The sequence below is a fragment of the Bacillus cereus genome (assembly GCF_002561295.1).
GTDB classification, from domain to species: Bacteria; Bacillota; Bacilli; order Bacillales; family Bacillaceae_G; genus Bacillus_A; species Bacillus_A cereus_S.
In genome coordinates this window covers 142596-158532 of sequence record NZ_NTUG01000009.1, presented here as the reverse complement: position 1 = coordinate 158532, position 15937 = coordinate 142596, and the positions used below count along the sequence as shown (strand labels likewise).

The following is a 15937-nucleotide window of genomic DNA, read 5'->3' as shown; positions in this document are numbered from 1 at the left end:
AATAAGGGAGTTGTATTTGTGATTCGATTTGAACGCGTTTCAAAGATGTATAATGAAACGAAAGTGGTAGACTCGTTACATTTAGAAATTAAAAAAGGAGAATTCTTTGTCCTCATTGGTCCGAGTGGCTGTGGTAAAACGACGACGATGAAAATGATTAATCGTTTAATTGAAACAACCGAAGGAACCATTTTTATCGATGGAAAAAATATTCAAGATTATAATATTGACGAATTGCGTTGGGATATTGGATATGTTCTTCAGCAAATTGCGTTATTTCCTCATATGACAATTGCCGAGAATATTGCAATTGTGCCGGAAATGAAGAAGTGGGATAAAGAGAAGATTAGAAAGCGTGTGGATGAGTTGCTCGATATGGTTGGTCTAGACCCAGATGTATATCGAAACCGTATGCCTGATGAATTATCTGGTGGACAAAAGCAGCGTGTTGGGGTGGTAAGGGCGCTAGCCGCTAACCCGAAAATTGTTCTAATGGATGAACCATTTAGCGCGCTAGATCCATTAAGCCGGGAACAGTTGCAAAAGGATATTGTAAAATTACAGAAAAAAATCCAAAAAACAATTGTATTCGTAACACATGATATGCAAGAAGCGTTAACGCTTGGTGATCGTATTTGTGTGATGAGAAAAGGGGAAATTGTTCAATTGGATACACCAGAAGGAATCATACATAACCCAGCAAATGATTTTGTAGAAGAATTTATTGGAAATCGTGTTCGCCCCTGGTATGAAGGGAAGATTATTGAAGATGTGTTGCCACTTGTGAGTGGTGGACAAGTAGACAATGATGCTTCTCCTCTCTCTATATATGCTTCACTACAAGAGGCATTGATTCGTTTGGAAGTAGAAGAAGCTGTCCCAATTGAAAGAGATGGGCAATACGTGGGAGCGTTAACGAGCCGTCATATTGTGACGTATTTAGCTGCACAAATGAGGGAGAGGGGGTAAACTGGTGTCTGCATTATTACAAACGTTTCAAGAACGAAAAATAGAGTTATTTCATGCGCTGCTTGAGCATTTACAAATTTCACTTATTTCTTTATTCTTTGCGGTGATGATTGCAGTTCCACTCGGTATTTGGTTAACGAGAAGAGAACGAATTGCTGAGTTTATTATAGGCACATCGGCGATTATGCAAACAATCCCTTCATTAGCTTTACTTGGACTTTTAATTCCGCTTGTTGGCATTGGGAAAGTACCAGCAATTATCGCGCTGGTTGTGTATGCGTTATTACCAATTTTACGAAATACATATACGGGAATCCGTGAGTTAGATGAATCACTTATTGAAGCAGCAAAAGCGATGGGAATGAATAGTTTTAGAAGACTATGGAAGGTGGAACTTCCGCTTGCATTGCCAATTATAATGGCTGGAATTCGCACGGCAATGGTATTAATTGTCGGAACAGCTACATTAGCTGCTTTAATAGGAGCTGGAGGGCTTGGAAAGCTTATTTTACTCGGTATAGACCGAAATGACCATGCTCTTATCGTATTAGGGGCTATACCAGCCGCACTGTTAGCTTTATTCTTTGATGGAGTACTTCGGATGTTTGAAAGTACAGGGCGCTCTCCTAAGCGAATTATAGCGGCAATTTGTATTATCGCTGTAGTTATTGCCGCACCATTTCTTTGGAATACGCAAAAGAAAGATATTGTGATTGCTGGAAAGCTTGGATCTGAACCAGAAATTTTAATTCAAATGTATAAGCAATTGATCGAGCAAGATACGGATTTAGATGTAGAATTAAAACCAGGACTTGGAAAAACAGCGTTTGTTTTTGAAGCTTTAAAATCGGGAGAAATTGATATATATCCTGAATTTTCAGGGACTGCTTTATCTACTTTTGTAAAAGAGGATCCGAAAAGTACAAATCGTCAGGAAGTATATGAACAAGCGCGCCAAGGGATGGAAAAGAAATATAATATGGTAATGCTGCAGCCGATGGAATATAACAATACATATACGCTTGCAATGCCAAAGAATGTGGCAGAGCAATATAATGTGAAGACAATCTCAGATTTACGAAATGTTGCAGCAAATGTTAAGGCTGGATTTACATTAGAGTTCGCAGATCGGGAAGATGGATATAAAGGGATCCAAAAGTTATATAACTTCCAGTTTTCAAATGTCAAAACAATGGAACCAAAGTTACGTTATAGTGCAATAGAATCTGGAGATGTTACTGTCATTGATGCTTATTCTACGGATAGTGAACTTGAGCAATATGGACTACAGGTACTAGAAGATGATAAAGGACTATTCCCACCTTACCAGGGAGCTCCTTTATTAAGAAAAGAAACTCTTGATAAATATCCTGAACTTGAAAAGACATTAAATAAACTTGCTGGGAAAATTTCAGATGAAGATATGAGAAAAATGAATTATGAAGTAAATGTAAATGGTGAAAGTGCGGAAAAAGTAGCGAGACAATTTTTAGAAAAAGAGGAGTTAATTCATTAAAATTTGCAAAAAATATACAAATTAATAGCTAAGAATTAACCGTTCATAATAAAATGAACGGTTTTTTTGTGCATACTTATACATTTTTTCAAAAAAGTATTCCCTTTTTGCTCATTTTCTTTTAGAATAAGTAATGTTTTCCTGAAAAAATATAATAGAAACATCTATTAGAGAAAAAGGTGACTTTAATAGTTGAACGGATAAGCATAACACCTAGAATGACAGATGGGGTGGTACCAATAGAAAAGAAATTAGGATTTTTTCCATTAATCGCATTAGTAGTAGGAACAATGGTTGGCGGTGGTGTTTTTAGTTTACCGCATGATTTAGCAGTAGGTGCAAATAGCGGCGCAACGATAATTGGGTGGTGTATTACGGCATTGGGAATGATTCCGCTTGCGCTTGTATACCAAACGTTAGCAAGACAAAAACCAGAGCTTGAGGGTGGAATTTATAGTTATGCACGTGCAGGGTTCGGTGAATACATTGGCTTTAACAGTGCATGGGGATACTGGCTTGCAGGAATTTTAGGAAACGTAGCTACAATTATGTTATTGTTTAGTACGCTTGGATACTTTTTCCCGATTTTTAAAGGAGGGAATAATGTTGCATCTATCGTTGGTGCATCTCTATTATTATGGACACTTCATTTCCTTATTTTAATTGGGATTCGTGAAGCATCGATTATGAATTTTGTTGCAACAATTGGAAAATTGGTTCCGATTTTATTATTTATTGTAGTTATGGTTACAGCATTTCGTTGGGATACATTTACACATGATTTTTGGGGAGAGGGAACCGTTTCTATTTCTTCTGTCCTTGGTCAAGTGAAAAATACGATGCTTGTTACACTTTGGGTATTTATCGGTGTGGAAGGAGCAGTCGTATTATCTGGTAGAGCAAAAAATAGTCGTGATGTTGGGAAGGCAACAGTTGTTGGATTAATTTTAGTTATGTCGATCTATATTTTAATCTCAGTCCTTTCCATGGGGGCTATGACAAGGCAAGAACTCTCCGTGTTAGAAACGCCTTCAATGGGACATGTATTAGAACATGTTGTTGGACCATGGGGAGCAATTGCTATCAATATTGGATTGGTCGCTTCACTTGTTGGAACTTTAATTGGATGGTTCTTACTCGTTTCTGAAATTTCTCACGTGGCAGGAAAAGATGGTGTATTTCCGAAAGTCTTTACGAAGACAAATAAAAAACAGACACCGCATGCTGCATTATGGATTTCAAATTGTGTCGCACAAGTGATATTTATAATTGTTTTGTTTTCGGAATCAACGTATCAAATCATGTATTTTATCGCGTCTACATCTATTTTACTGCCGTACTTATTATCAGCACTGTATCAGTTAAAATTAGTTATAACGAAGGAACTGAAACATGCGAGGCTGAAAAGTGGAATACTTGCTTCAATTGCTTCATTATATTCCGTATGGCTGATTTATGCAGCTGGCTTGAAAAATTTATTACTCGTCTCAATCGTGTATGGTATTGGACTAGTTGTTTATATGTTTGCTCGAAAAGAAAAAGGAAATCGTTGTTTTTCTGGCATGGAGAGATATGTCATGGTTGTAATTGTGATTGCAGCAGTGGTATCGATTTATATGCTTGTAACAGGAAATATAAAAATGTAAAAAGAAAAAGTCCTTCTAAAGGACTTTTTTCTTTGGATACAAGGAATTTTATGTTATTTATAGAATATTTAATATATAAGATGTTTAGGGGGGATGAGAATGGAAGAGAAAGAACAACTGTTAAGAATTATCGAATTAGCAAGTGATTTGCGAAAAGTATTAGTGCAAGAATCTTTTTTTAATCATCATCCCGAACTACGTGGAGCAATTGAAAATTTGGCTTGTTCTGTAGAAACTTTAGCAAGCTTGCAGCATAATCAAGATGAAAATGCCGAGGATAAACTACGATATGTACTTGCTAAAATGAAAATTGCTAACAATGCAATTATGCAGGAGAAAAAAGCTTTTCCTTCTCATTAATATAAGTTTACTTTTTGTAACCTGACGGAGTATGTCAGGTTTTTTTTATTTCTAGTTTACCTTTACAGTTCATACAATAAGAATAGCATGGAAAAAAGAAGGTGAGTCGTATTGAAGTTACAGAAAGCTCTCCACTCAAGCTTTATAAAACGGATGTATCACATGAGGTTTCTTGGGAAGTTTGTTGAAGGTGAGGAGGAGAAAAAAGATACTTTTTCTGTACAGTGTCTTTCACAAATTCCTTCAATCTTAAAATCGCAATTTGAAGGCGAAACATATTTGTTTGAAGGGTTATATGCCAACAAAAAAAATGAGAGAATCTTTGCGGACTTGAAGAAAAAGAAGTTAGAAAGACAGTTGGTATTGTTTCGCCTTTATTATGATAGAGGGAATTTGTACGTTGAATTAATTTGTACAGAGCAACAAGAAATTGTGACTGGTGGATATAAGATCATTCCATCGCCAAGATTAGTAGGATATAAAAAAAGGGAATCTTTAGAACGAAAGCTAGGTAATGGGTATTTATCTTTTCTGATCCCTAAATTTCCAAATGATTTCGAACTGCCTGAGCTATTATGGTATGAAGGCAGATTATATGGAAATTTATCATTAAAAGCATCCATTAGTTCAATTGCATACTGCGAACAAAAAAAGGAATGTAAGTATATTGAAATTGATGATTGGAACAAATATATAGAAGTGAAAGCGGATGATCATTTGTATTTTGTACGGGAAAATATGTATGATCAGCTGCTAAAGAAAATTATCGAAGAGGGAAAACGGGTGGAAGTAGTAGACATAAAAGTGCAAAAAGAAGAACCCGAATGGAATGAGCGTGAATCAACCTTTATACAGTATGTACAGGATGTAATTAATGATAAAGGCCTATATTTAGATACGACGGATATTTTCAATTTTCACATTAGTGCAAAAACAAATCCATTAACAATTCTTGCGGGTATTCCGGGAATCGGAAAATCACGATTTGTGCAGGCATATGCAGAAGCGTTAGGGTTAACATATGGGGAAGAATTGCTATGGATTCCCATTTCTCCGTCTTATCAAGAACCGCATGATATACTAGGCTATCTTCATCCAAATGGAACGTATATTGAGAGTGAAACGAGGTTGATTCGGACATTATTAAAAGCATATGAAAATCCGAATCAACTTTATATGATTGTATTTGATGAAATGAATATGTCACATATTGAACATTGGTTTACACCATTTTTATCGATTCTGCAATTAGAAAAGAAAAATCGTATTCTTTCCTTATATGAGGAAGGGAATGAGATAGAAAATATAGTTCCGCCCAAAATTGAAATTGGTGAAAATATTATTTTTATTGGGACTGTAAATTTTGATGAAACAACGAAAGAGTTATCCGATCGTTTATTAGATCGCGCAAACCTTATTACACTTCAAAAAATTCCATTTTGTGAAATCAATATGCAGAAAAATCAAGGGATACAAATTCCGCCACTGCAAGTCACAACAGGAGAATTTCGTATGAGTTGGTTACGAAATAAAGAGATGATTGATGTGTTTTCTGAAGAAGAATTAGAACTATTAGACAAATTACATGCCTTAATATCATCACATGACGCATCGAAAGGCGTTTCTTTTCGATGTGCTGCTGCGATTGCAACTTATTTGCAAAATATCCCCCGAAAAGATAATCAATCTTATATGATTAGCCGAGAAGAAGGTTTTGATTTACAAGTAAAACAGCGTGTTTTAACAAAATTACGTGGCACGGAAATGACAATCGGCCCTCTTCTTCGTGAAGATGAAAAGAAAGGACTATCGTTAGTAGCATTATTACAATCACCACTTGCGAATTGCGTCTCTGCATTCGAACATTCTTTAGCTTATATAAGAGAAAAACGGCGGGAATTGGAGTTGTATGGGTATGCCAAATGAGGAGCAACATGAGACAGAAATTGTAGACACAAAAGATAAGCTCCCGTTTGTATTGAAATTAATTATTGGAACAGAAGGAAAGGGAGATTTTGTATTTTTGAATCGACTTTGTAAACATACGACAACAATAGCGCATTGTGTTTATAAAGTGCAAGAATTAAAAGCATTACGTTTGATGTTACATTGTCAAAAACCGCTTCGTGTTACTTTTATATGGAATAAAGTGTATGAAGGGCAAAAAGATAAGAAAGAATGGCAATATGAATTGCATGAAAAAAAACAAAAAGTATTGTTATATGAACATGGAAAAACAGATTATTTTTATCCATGGCGCTGTGGTTTGTATCATTTTGAGGTACAAGTGGAAGAAGAGGTATATTACGGAGCGTTTCAAATTGTTCCTAAAAATTTTTTTGATGACCAATTCGATACGATTCAAAGTTATGTGAAATCTATTTTGAATGAAATTATGTTAGATCGCGGTTATTATAAAAAGACATTCTCAACACTAATTGATATTGAAGATTCCTCCTATTTAATGCTACTTCGGGTGTTGCCACAAAAAATAAAAAAAATAAAACAGCTTTATAAAAAGATTGAAGAGAAAACAAAGTACATGGATAGCTATCAGTGGGAAATAAGGGAACGGAAATCGACAATGAAAAGTGTGATTATGAATGAAAAAAAGCTTCATGCCAAGTATTATAATCGACGGTTTATAGAACAAACAAATAGTTTAGAGAATGCTTTTTTAAAGTTTACAACGAAACAATTTTATCAATATTTGCTTGAAGCTCAGATTTTTTTACAAAAGACCATTGAAATATTAGAACGAGAAACACATATAAAAAAAGAAGAATATCAATCTGTGAAAACAATTATGAAAACGATTGAAAGAAACGGATCTGTAACGGATAGGGAGAAACAAAAATATCGGAATATTCATTTGTTGAAAGAGGCTGACTTACGGAAAATGTCTGTGAAAATACAAGAGTATAAAATTTTAAATCATATTTTACATCAAGCTGTACAGTACTTTCAAAGTTTGTTGAATTCTTCGTTTTGGAGAGGAATTTCTGAACGAACAAATATAACGATGCATGCTTTACCGGTTACACACCGTCAGCTGTTACATCATTTAGAATTTCTACCACGTTATAATCAACAATCTCCAGCTTTCCTATTTGTATATAAACCAACGTTTTTAGTTTATGAGTATTATGCGTTTTTTATCATTATTTCCATATTACAACAATTAGGATTTAAAGATGACATTCCATTACGCGAACAAATTCAAACTTATTTTTACTTAGATGGTTTACAAGACGGCACAACCATTGTTTTAAATCGTGAAAATATTCAAATCCATGTAGCGTTTAATGACTTAATTGAAACACATCCGCTCATTGCACTTAGTAAAGGTAGTCATTTTTATAATGGAGAAGATACGAAGAAGCCAGACATTCGTCTAGATTGTTATGTGAAGCAAGGCGAGCGGCATGAGTACCAATCGTCTATTATTATTGAAGTGAAATATAGTCCGATGTTTAATATTTTTCAACCTGTAGGAAATACAAAAGCAACAGAGCAAATGTATAAATATTGGTCTATTAAATATGTAGAAGAACAGGGTGGAAAACGTATTTTTCACCGAAGAGCGATTCACGAAGTGGTTTGTGTATACCCAGGTAGTCATATGCACGGGAAGAAAATAGAGGCAGGTTGTGGAGTTTTTCTACAATTATATCCTTATAAAACGAAGCAAGGGGAAGAAAAACTAGCTGGAAAGCATGGACTTGTGCAAATTTTTGAGAAGTGGTTAAAAAATATTGGAACATGAAAAGAAATCCTCTTCTGTGGAAAGGATTTCTTTTCATGTACTTTATATGAAGAGTGAGACATACACTGTATGAATAAAGAGAGTGTAATACCCGGGTGTTTCTAATGAATGTAAAGTATGTTTTATTATTGTAAAATTTTCACATAAATGCATAACTGGAATAGGAGATCGTTTAATTTAATAGAATGTATGATGTAGGAAATATTTTTAGGTTGCATACGAAGGTTTGTTCTTATATGATAGATGATGAAAGCGTTATCAAAAAAAGAGCGACGATGGGAGAGGCGGAGAAATATGTTCCAGCGTGTTCAAACAAAGGAAGAGCATTTTTGGTTCGAACAACTATGGGGAGATTTTTGTGAAGAGAGAGATTTAATGTTTGTAGAGCGCAATTTAAATCCATCACGATTTTTATTAATAGAAGGTGGACATTTTATCGGTACAGTAGAGTGTATGCGGTATTCGACACCTGAACATTCTAATTCTGAGTTTTTCTATCCGTTTTCTGAAAATGAATTAGTGAAAGGGTTAAAAAATGTTTATGAAATAGGGAAGTTAAGTATTGTGAAAACGTCACGCGGGAGAGGGCATTTCAAAAGGTTAACAGCTATTTTATTTATACATGCTCTAGAAATGAAAGCTGAGTGGTATATTGCTGTTGTTACAAAAAGAATGTATATGTATTTACTTACACTTGGTTTTCCAATTGAGCCAATTGATGACCCGTTTCCTTTTCATGATACACTGCAAGGAGTACCTGTTCGGATTCATGCACGGAAAGGGTTAACACATTTGTATTCTTTAAAAGAGTTCCGGGATATTATTCAAGGAAATGCCCATGCCCAGGCGTTAATTAAAGAAAATATTATGTTAACGAGATGATGTGTCACAAATTTTTATAAATTATTGTGATTGATATCACATCCTTTTCTCTTCATGTATATTACACTTTAGTTGTAATGAGTGATTAGGAAAGGGTGGGGGATATGTTTTGCTATCAATGTGAACAAACGCCAACGGGCGGATGTAAAGTAATCGGTGTTTGCGGAAAAAATGAAACAATTGCAAGTTTACAAGATACAATTGTATTTGGATTAAAAGGAATTGCTGCTTATCGTACCCATGCTGCACAGCTTGGATATACGGATCCATTTGTAGATGCTACAACTCATGAAGCTTTATATATGACACTAACGAATTCTAACTTTAATGAACAAGAACATATTGATATGGCTATGAAAGTTGGAAAATCAGCTTTACGGGTGATGGAGTTATTAGATGAGGCCCATACGAATCATTTTGGTATTCCAGAACCTGTTCAAATTACACAAAACCGTGTAGAAGGTAAGGCAATTGTTGTTACGGGCCATAATTTATTTGCATTAGAGGAATTATTAAAGCAAACAGAAGGAAAAGGAATTAATATTTATACGCATTCGGAAATGTTGCCAGCACATGGATATCCACAGCTGAAAAAATATGCACATTTAAAGGGGAATATTGGTAAAGCGTGGTATGATCAGAGACGTCTCTTTGAAAAATTTACCGGCGCGATATTAGCTACAACGAACTGTGTGATGCCAATTAAAGGTTCCTATTCGGATCGCTTCTTTTCGTATGATATTGCGGGCCTTGAAGGTGTACGGAAAATTGAAAATGAAGATTTTGCACCATTGATCAAAAAAGCACTGGAGCTTCCGGAAGTACATATGGAATCGGATGAACAGTTAGTAACAGGCTTTCATCATAATACAGTATTATCATTAGCGCCAGAAATCATTGATGCGGTAAGAGCAGGGAAGATTAAACGCTTTTTTGTTATCGCAGGTTGTGATGCTCCAGGTAAAGGTGGAGAGTATTATCGTGAATTAGCAACGTCACTTCCACAAGAAACGGTTATCTTAACGACTTCGTGCGGGAAATTCCGCTTTAATGATGTGGATTATGGTGTTGTACCAGGTACGGAAATACCACGTTACATTGACTTAGGACAATGTAATAATTCTATCTCCACAATAAAAATAGCAGCGGCTTTAGCTGATGCTTTTCAATGTGAAGTGAATGAATTACCAGTTAGTATTGTTTTATCTTGGTTTGAGCAAAAAGCGGTGGCGATTTTACTTGGCTTATTTAGCCTTGGAATTCAAGATATTCGTATTGGTCCAAAGGCACCTGAATTTATTTCACCTGGTGTCCTAGATGTATTACAAGAAACATTTGGTTTGAAGCTTATTACCACTGCAGCAGAAGATATAGATATGATGTTATCATAACAAAAAGGATGTCTTGTAATGAGACATCCTTTTTATCGTCCCGCAAAACTTTCATCAGTAGAAGTCTTTGTCGGTTGCGACCTTAATCTGGTTACATAAAAAAGCGCATGATATGTGACTAGGGGGGAGTCAATAATCATGCGCGAACAAACGATTGGAAAAGAACTAAAATCCAAATATACTTAAAATCATTTTGCGACGTTTCGGTTTTTCTTTTCGTTCATAAGTCGGCGTGATATCAGCTGTAATATCGGGTGTGATGTAAAGTGGTTCTTTTTTTTCAAGAGCAGCCTCTAATTGTTGAATTCTATTCATCATTTCTTCCATTTCTCTGCGATGTTGTAGTAATTGATAACTGACGACATCATCTGCTTTATCTAGCATTTTTTCCTCTATACGATTTAAACGGTGTGTAATTGTATTTAATTGTGTAACAAATTTTTCGAGATCAATTGCTAATTCTGTAGCTAGTGGCGCAGTTTGTTCGATTTGAGAACGATGATATTCCAACATTGTATCTAAGTCGTCTTGAGTGAAAATGAAATGACCATATTTGTTTTTTTCTATATTGAGATTCAATTGTTGTGCAATCCGAACCACTGCCTTTGGGCTAACACCTAACTTCTTCGCAATAACGGGCGTTTTATATTCCAAGGTAAATCCCTCCTATATATATCCTGTTGAATGATTTCGATGTAGGAAGTTTCTTCCCTGCATGAGTGACAAAAGAAGTGAGGAATCGGCAAAGAAAGTGCTTTTTCACGAGGAGTAGCTTTGTAGCATATAAATTCTTCTAAAAAGAGAGAAAAATGTCTATTTTTTTACGAAGATTCTTGTTTGACGGAAAGAAGATAATTAGATTATCATAAATATAAATATCCTCTTTATGTATGCATATAATGTATAAAAAGGTGATGGCGAATGTAGAAACTTGTAAGATGATAAGAAAAGATTTTTCGTTCGAATAAATTTAGTAGGAGGTGGCTTCCTTGCTTACAAGGTAAGTAAGGAAACGTATTTGGACATATATAGTATAAGTATGGTGATTGTTTTGATTGCTTTAACTGCATTTTTCGTTGCAGCTGAATTTGCAATTGTAAAAGTAAGAAGTTCACGCATCGATTCTTTGATTGCAGAAGGAAATAAGCGTGCAGCTTCTGTGAAAACAGTCATTACAAACTTAGACGAGTATTTATCTGCTTGTCAATTAGGGATTACAGTTACAGCTCTTGGACTTGGGTGGCTAGGAAAACCAGCAATCAAGCATATGTTTGACTCGCTTTTTGCGAGATGGGAAATGTCATCTCAGGTTGCTGATATGTTAGCTGTGACTCTCGTGTTTATGTTCATTACTTTTTTTCATGTTGTTGTGGGAGAATTGGCGCCAAAAACATTGGCAATTCAAAAAGCAGAACAAGTGAGCTTACTTGTTGCGAAACCCCTTATTTTCTTTTACCGAATTACTTTTCCGTTTATATGGCTTTTAAATGGTTCGGCACGATACGTGGCTAGAATATTTGGTCTAGAAACGAAAAAAGCGCATGAGGAAGTTCACTCAGAAGAAGAATTACGGTTGTTAATGTCGGAAAGTTACAAAAATGGAGAGATTAATCAATCTGAATATAAATATGTAAATAAGATTTTTGAATTTGACGATCGTATTGCAAAAGAGATTATGGTACCGCGGACAGAAATGCATATTTTAGATAAAGATATGCCTGTTACAGAAGCATTGCAAAAAATGTCTCATGAGAAATATACAAGATACCCAGTTGTTGATGGGGATAAGGATCATGTCATTGGTTTTGTAAACTTTAAAGATATTTTCACAGATTTTGTGAAACATAGTGGTTTTAGTAAAGAAACGGTAGAGCAGTATACGCGTCCTATTGTACTTGTTATTGAATCAATTGCAATTCATGATTTGTTCTTAAAAATGCAACGAGAACGTACACATATTGCTATATTGATTGATGAATATGGTGGTACATCGGGGCTTGTAACGGTCGAAGATATATTAGAAGAAATTGTCGGTGACATTCAAGATGAATTTGATATAGATGAAAAACCAGAAATTCAACACATTAGTGAAACAAAAACAATTTTGGAAGGAAAAGTTCTTGTTAGCGAAGTAAACGCATTATTGGGTTTATCGATTGATGACGATGACATCGATACAATTGGTGGATGGATTTTAACAAAGAATCTAGAAATTGTAGAAGGTGATGTTGTTGAAATTGGAGATTATAATTTTTGTGTTAAAAAATTAGATGGTCACTATATTAAACAAATAGAAGTGATAAAACGAGCGGTGCCCATTTTAATTTCAGAAACAGAAAATCGAGTAGCATTACAAGAACAGATAAGTTCGTAAACTTTACAGGTCAGCGTATTTACACATGATTTAACGAAAGTAATGGGTGCAATTGAGGTATGAGTAATGACATTCCAATTTTCTGAGTTACATGCTATATGGTGATGTGAAAGAGAAGGGGATTAAATATGGGATGGAAGAAATGACAGAACTGAAACAAATATGTATTAAAAAATAACAAAAGGTACACTTTCTATTTAAGGAAGTGTACCTTTTGTTTATCCCGTGTTACTGCATTTCTTGTTTGAAAATCGCATCTTCAACATAGATTTGTTCTTTATCTACTGCTGTACTATGTGCAAGAACTAAACCAATTGGTGTATGTGTGCCTTTATTTTGGACGATTGTAAATGGTACATTTTTTTCATTTGCCAATTTAATGTATTTTGATAAATGTGGGTAAGAGATGCTGCCGTTTACATACAGTTGTAATGATTGAGAAGTGCGCATGCTATTTGCTATTTCTGTGTAAACACTACTTTGCATCACTTGACCGATCGTTAAAGCGATTTCTACGCGTTCACGCAATGTGCTTAAGTACATATTACGTTCGTCTGGTTTGTTTTGCTTTTGGCCATGAATGCCTTCTTGGAGATAATCTTCCACATTTTTATTTACCATATTTTTCACACCTTTCATATCTTATTGTACGCAAGAAATGAAAAGGATGCAAAAAAAGTCATTTTAAATCCTGTATTTAAATTAATTTTATCAACAGAAATTAACAAAATGTGACAATAATCCCTTAACGAAACTTGTTTTTTGTGTTAATATTCAAACTATATAGGGTATGCGTCGCATGGAAATGGAGGGAATGGGGGTTTTTCCAATCGATAAGGATATTAAAGAAGTATTTTGTTCGCACTTGAAAAACAATAGGCACCAATTCGTAGAGAACTGGAAAAACAAAATGATAATTTCCGAAAAAGATCCATTTAAGCAAGAAGTAGCTCGGAATGGAGAGGAACTATTAGAGCTAATTATTGAACTTATTATGGAAGATAGGGATATAGCTCAGCTACAGCCGTTATGTGAAAAAATTGCAATTGAGCGAGCAGGGGCAGATGCTAATATTGGAGATTTTGTTTATAATGCGAATGTAGGAAGAAATGAACTATTTGAAGCAATGTGCGAATTAGATGTTAAAGCTCGAGAATTAAAACCAATTATGACAAAAATACATACTTGTTTTGACAAACTAATTTATTATACGGTTTTAAAATACTCGGAAATTATATCGAGAAATTTAGAGGAAAAACAGCAATATATTAATGAAACACATAAAGAAAGATTGACGATTTTGGGACAAATGTCAGCTAGTTTTGTTCACGAGTTTCGAAATCCACTCACCTCAATTATGGGGTTTGTGAAATTATTGAAATTAGATCATCCGAATTTATCATATTTAGATATTATTTCACATGAATTGGATCAATTAAACTTTCGTATTTCACAATTTTTACTTGTTTCAAAGAAAGAAATGTGGAATGAGTCTGAACGCTTTTGGCTAAATGATCTGTTTCATGACATTATTCATTTCTTATATCCAAGTCTAGTTAACTCAAATGTTTCAATTGAAAAAAACTTACCGTACCCTATTCCATTTGTAGGATACCGTAGTGAAGTGAGACAAGTTTTCTTAAATATATTAATGAACTCAATCGATGCCCTCGAAGTGCTTAAAGACGAACGGAAAATTATTATCGATGCATGTGAAGATGAAGAGAGGATTCATATTGTTATTAAAAATAACGGGCCAATGATTCCAGCAGAAAGTATTGAAACGATTTTCGAACCATTTGTCACAACAAAGAAATTAGGAACGGGTATCGGTTTATTTGTATGTAAACAAATTGTTGAAAAACATAACGGAGCTATTACATGTCGCTCTGATTCGGAATGGACAGAATTTCATATGTCGTTTCAAAAATAAAGGGGAAAATCTACACCAAAGAAGAGTGGTGTAGATTTTTTAATTTGTAAGAACTATAGCTTCTAATTTTGGAGAGTGATGTGAATAACCTACTAATGAAAATGTGTAAATTGTATTTGGTTCTACCTTTTGGTTAGGAATCGTTGCAAGTACTTCTTTTGTATCAGCAAGAGAAATTTCAATATCAGCTGTTCCAGGGCTCACCTGTAAATAATCAGTTACTTGTCTAAATAAGACATTTTCAAATAAATAATCGCCTCCTTTTATTAATACGTGAACGGCAGGAGTATCAGGTGAAAAATGTGAAAATCGTATTTTTGATTGGCCGGATTGTAATGGAGTATTATCAAGCATTGGTTGCAACTGTATATGTGTATCTGTACCGATTGCTGCAAGTGTATAAGAATGGTTACCCATCATAGGAACAAGTGCGGAAAAAATAGGTGTTTCATTGCCGACAGGTACAATATCAATTCGGTACTGCCCTTGAGATAAGGATAAATAAGGACTGTATTGTTTAAATGAAATATTTTTAATTATCCTCTGTCCATTCACCAAAAGATCAATAGTTGGTGTTTGAGGAGATGCATGGAATATTCTCATATAAGATGGCAGAGTTGCTTCTTGAGAATCACGTTTTTCATACGCATGTACAAGTTTCGTCATCGCATTATGATATTTCATATATAATTCCATATATTTTTTTTGATTTGTATATTGATAGTAACGAGTAAGCTGTTCATACAGAGCGGCCTCTTGTCCATATTTTTCAATTTCAGATTGTGCCATGTAAATTCCTCCTTTTTCATCACTATAACTATATGCGTCTGAGAAAAGGGCTTATGCAAGAAAATTGCTTCAAGATATAAAATGAAAACGGACAGTGCATCACGCTATTTGCGAGTAATCAGTGGAGGGAAGAAAAAATTACTGATTAAAGTTTTTGTTTACTTGATATCACAAATATTATCTCTATACAAGCGGGAACATCTCGTGCGAAATATAAAATTTCTAGCCGAGTTAGGGATTTTTTGATTTATCCCGCATTAACGGACAGTAACACTCCCACCTCAAAATTCAGCGGAAGCAATGTCCAGCTC

13 protein-coding genes and 1 pseudogene are annotated in these 15937 nt (G+C 34.7%); 11 read left to right on the top strand and 3 right to left on the bottom strand.

Translation table 11 applies throughout. The features are described 5' to 3' along the window. Positions 1-18: 18 nt before the first annotated feature. From CN373_RS07935 to hcp, 8 genes are all read left to right on the top strand, one after another. The gene (locus tag CN373_RS07935; RefSeq protein ID WP_033664686.1) at positions 19-969 is read left to right on the top strand and encodes an ABC transporter ATP-binding protein; all 951 of its coding nucleotides are present in this window, start codon (positions 19-21) and stop codon (positions 967-969) included. A 4-nt stretch (positions 970-973) separates the two neighbouring features. After that, positions 974-2485 carry an ABC transporter permease/substrate-binding protein gene (locus tag CN373_RS07930; protein WP_001275064.1) on the top strand — a complete coding sequence of 504 codons (1512 nt, stop codon included), beginning with the start codon at positions 974-976 and terminating at the stop codon, positions 2483-2485. 218 nt (positions 2486-2703) lie between these two features. After that, positions 2704-4131: an arginine-ornithine antiporter gene (gene arcD / locus CN373_RS07925; RefSeq protein WP_002056612.1), complete on the top strand. Its 1428-nt coding sequence runs from the start codon at positions 2704-2706 to the stop codon at positions 4129-4131. A gap of 99 nt (positions 4132-4230) precedes the next feature. Next, the gene (locus CN373_RS07920) at positions 4231-4491 is read left to right on the top strand and encodes a hypothetical protein (RefSeq protein ID WP_000391443.1); all 261 of its coding nucleotides are present in this window, start codon (positions 4231-4233) and stop codon (positions 4489-4491) included. A gap of 111 nt (positions 4492-4602) precedes the next feature. Continuing rightward, complete coding sequence (locus CN373_RS07915; RefSeq protein ID WP_098359043.1) at positions 4603-6417, top strand: AAA family ATPase; 1815 nt, start codon at positions 4603-4605, stop codon at positions 6415-6417. Beyond that, positions 6407-8257, top strand: a complete 1851-nt coding sequence (locus CN373_RS07910) for a hypothetical protein (protein WP_001132394.1) — start codon at positions 6407-6409, stop codon at positions 8255-8257. The genes CN373_RS07915 and CN373_RS07910 overlap by 11 nt, the downstream gene beginning before the upstream one ends. A 294-nt stretch (positions 8258-8551) precedes the next feature. Next, entirely contained in the window at positions 8552-9139 is a 588-nt protein-coding gene (locus CN373_RS07905; protein ID WP_000487797.1) for a hypothetical protein, read from the top strand. 104 nt (positions 9140-9243) lie between these two features. Further along, complete coding sequence (hcp, locus tag CN373_RS07900; RefSeq protein ID WP_000458875.1) at positions 9244-10530, top strand: hydroxylamine reductase; 1287 nt, start codon at positions 9244-9246, stop codon at positions 10528-10530. Positions 10531-10695: 165 nt separating this feature from the next. Here hcp and CN373_RS07895 read toward each other — a convergent pair whose 3' ends face one another. After that, positions 10696-11184, bottom strand: a complete 489-nt coding sequence (locus CN373_RS07895; RefSeq protein WP_000456028.1) for a hypothetical protein — start codon at positions 11182-11184, stop codon at positions 10696-10698. A 385-nt stretch (positions 11185-11569) separates the two neighbouring features. On the opposite strand from CN373_RS07895, the gene CN373_RS07890 reads away from it, so the two are divergent. Then, on the top strand, positions 11570-12904 hold the full coding sequence (locus CN373_RS07890; RefSeq protein WP_000237226.1) for a hemolysin family protein: 1335 nt from the start codon (positions 11570-11572) through the stop codon (positions 12902-12904). Between the two features lie 3 nt (positions 12905-12907). Then, positions 12908-13082, top strand: a pseudogene (locus CN373_RS25815) (aldehyde dehydrogenase family protein); the annotation flags it as partial. Between the two features lie 50 nt (positions 13083-13132). Here CN373_RS25815 and CN373_RS07885 read toward each other — a convergent pair. Continuing rightward, positions 13133-13525: a YueI family protein gene (locus CN373_RS07885; protein ID WP_000247553.1), complete on the bottom strand. Its 393-nt coding sequence runs from the start codon at positions 13523-13525 to the stop codon at positions 13133-13135. Between the two features lie 178 nt (positions 13526-13703). Between CN373_RS07885 and CN373_RS07880 the strand changes: the two genes are divergently transcribed. Continuing rightward, the gene (locus tag CN373_RS07880) at positions 13704-14837 is read left to right on the top strand and encodes a BA2291 family sporulation histidine kinase (RefSeq protein ID WP_000425103.1); all 1134 of its coding nucleotides are present in this window, start codon (positions 13704-13706) and stop codon (positions 14835-14837) included. A 39-nt stretch (positions 14838-14876) separates the two neighbouring features. Here CN373_RS07880 and CN373_RS07875 read toward each other — a convergent pair whose 3' ends face one another. Beyond that, entirely contained in the window at positions 14877-15626 is a 750-nt protein-coding gene (locus CN373_RS07875; protein ID WP_000079178.1) for a DUF4397 domain-containing protein, read from the bottom strand. Positions 15627-15937 lie beyond the last annotated feature (311 nt).

What these genes read in the sequence shown, in the direction of transcription:
- CN373_RS07910 (WP_001132394.1), top strand. Translation starts at nt 6,407, where the DNA reads ATGCCAAATGAGGAGCAACATGAGACAGAAATTGTAGACACAAAAGAT.
- CN373_RS07875 (WP_000079178.1), bottom strand. Translation starts at nt 15,626, where the DNA reads ATGGCACAATCTGAAATTGAAAAATATGGACAAGAGGCCGCTCTGTAT.
- CN373_RS07880 (WP_000425103.1), top strand. Translation starts at nt 13,704, where the DNA reads ATGGAAATGGAGGGAATGGGGGTTTTTCCAATCGATAAGGATATTAAA.
- hcp (WP_000458875.1), top strand. Translation starts at nt 9,244, where the DNA reads ATGTTTTGCTATCAATGTGAACAAACGCCAACGGGCGGATGTAAAGTA.
- CN373_RS07905 (WP_000487797.1), top strand. Translation starts at nt 8,552, where the DNA reads ATGTTCCAGCGTGTTCAAACAAAGGAAGAGCATTTTTGGTTCGAACAA.
- CN373_RS07885 (WP_000247553.1), bottom strand. Translation starts at nt 13,525, where the DNA reads ATGGTAAATAAAAATGTGGAAGATTATCTCCAAGAAGGCATTCATGGC.
- arcD (WP_002056612.1), top strand. Translation starts at nt 2,704, where the DNA reads ATGACAGATGGGGTGGTACCAATAGAAAAGAAATTAGGATTTTTTCCA.
- CN373_RS07890 (WP_000237226.1), top strand. Translation starts at nt 11,570, where the DNA reads ATGGTGATTGTTTTGATTGCTTTAACTGCATTTTTCGTTGCAGCTGAA.
- CN373_RS07920 (WP_000391443.1), top strand. Translation starts at nt 4,231, where the DNA reads ATGGAAGAGAAAGAACAACTGTTAAGAATTATCGAATTAGCAAGTGAT.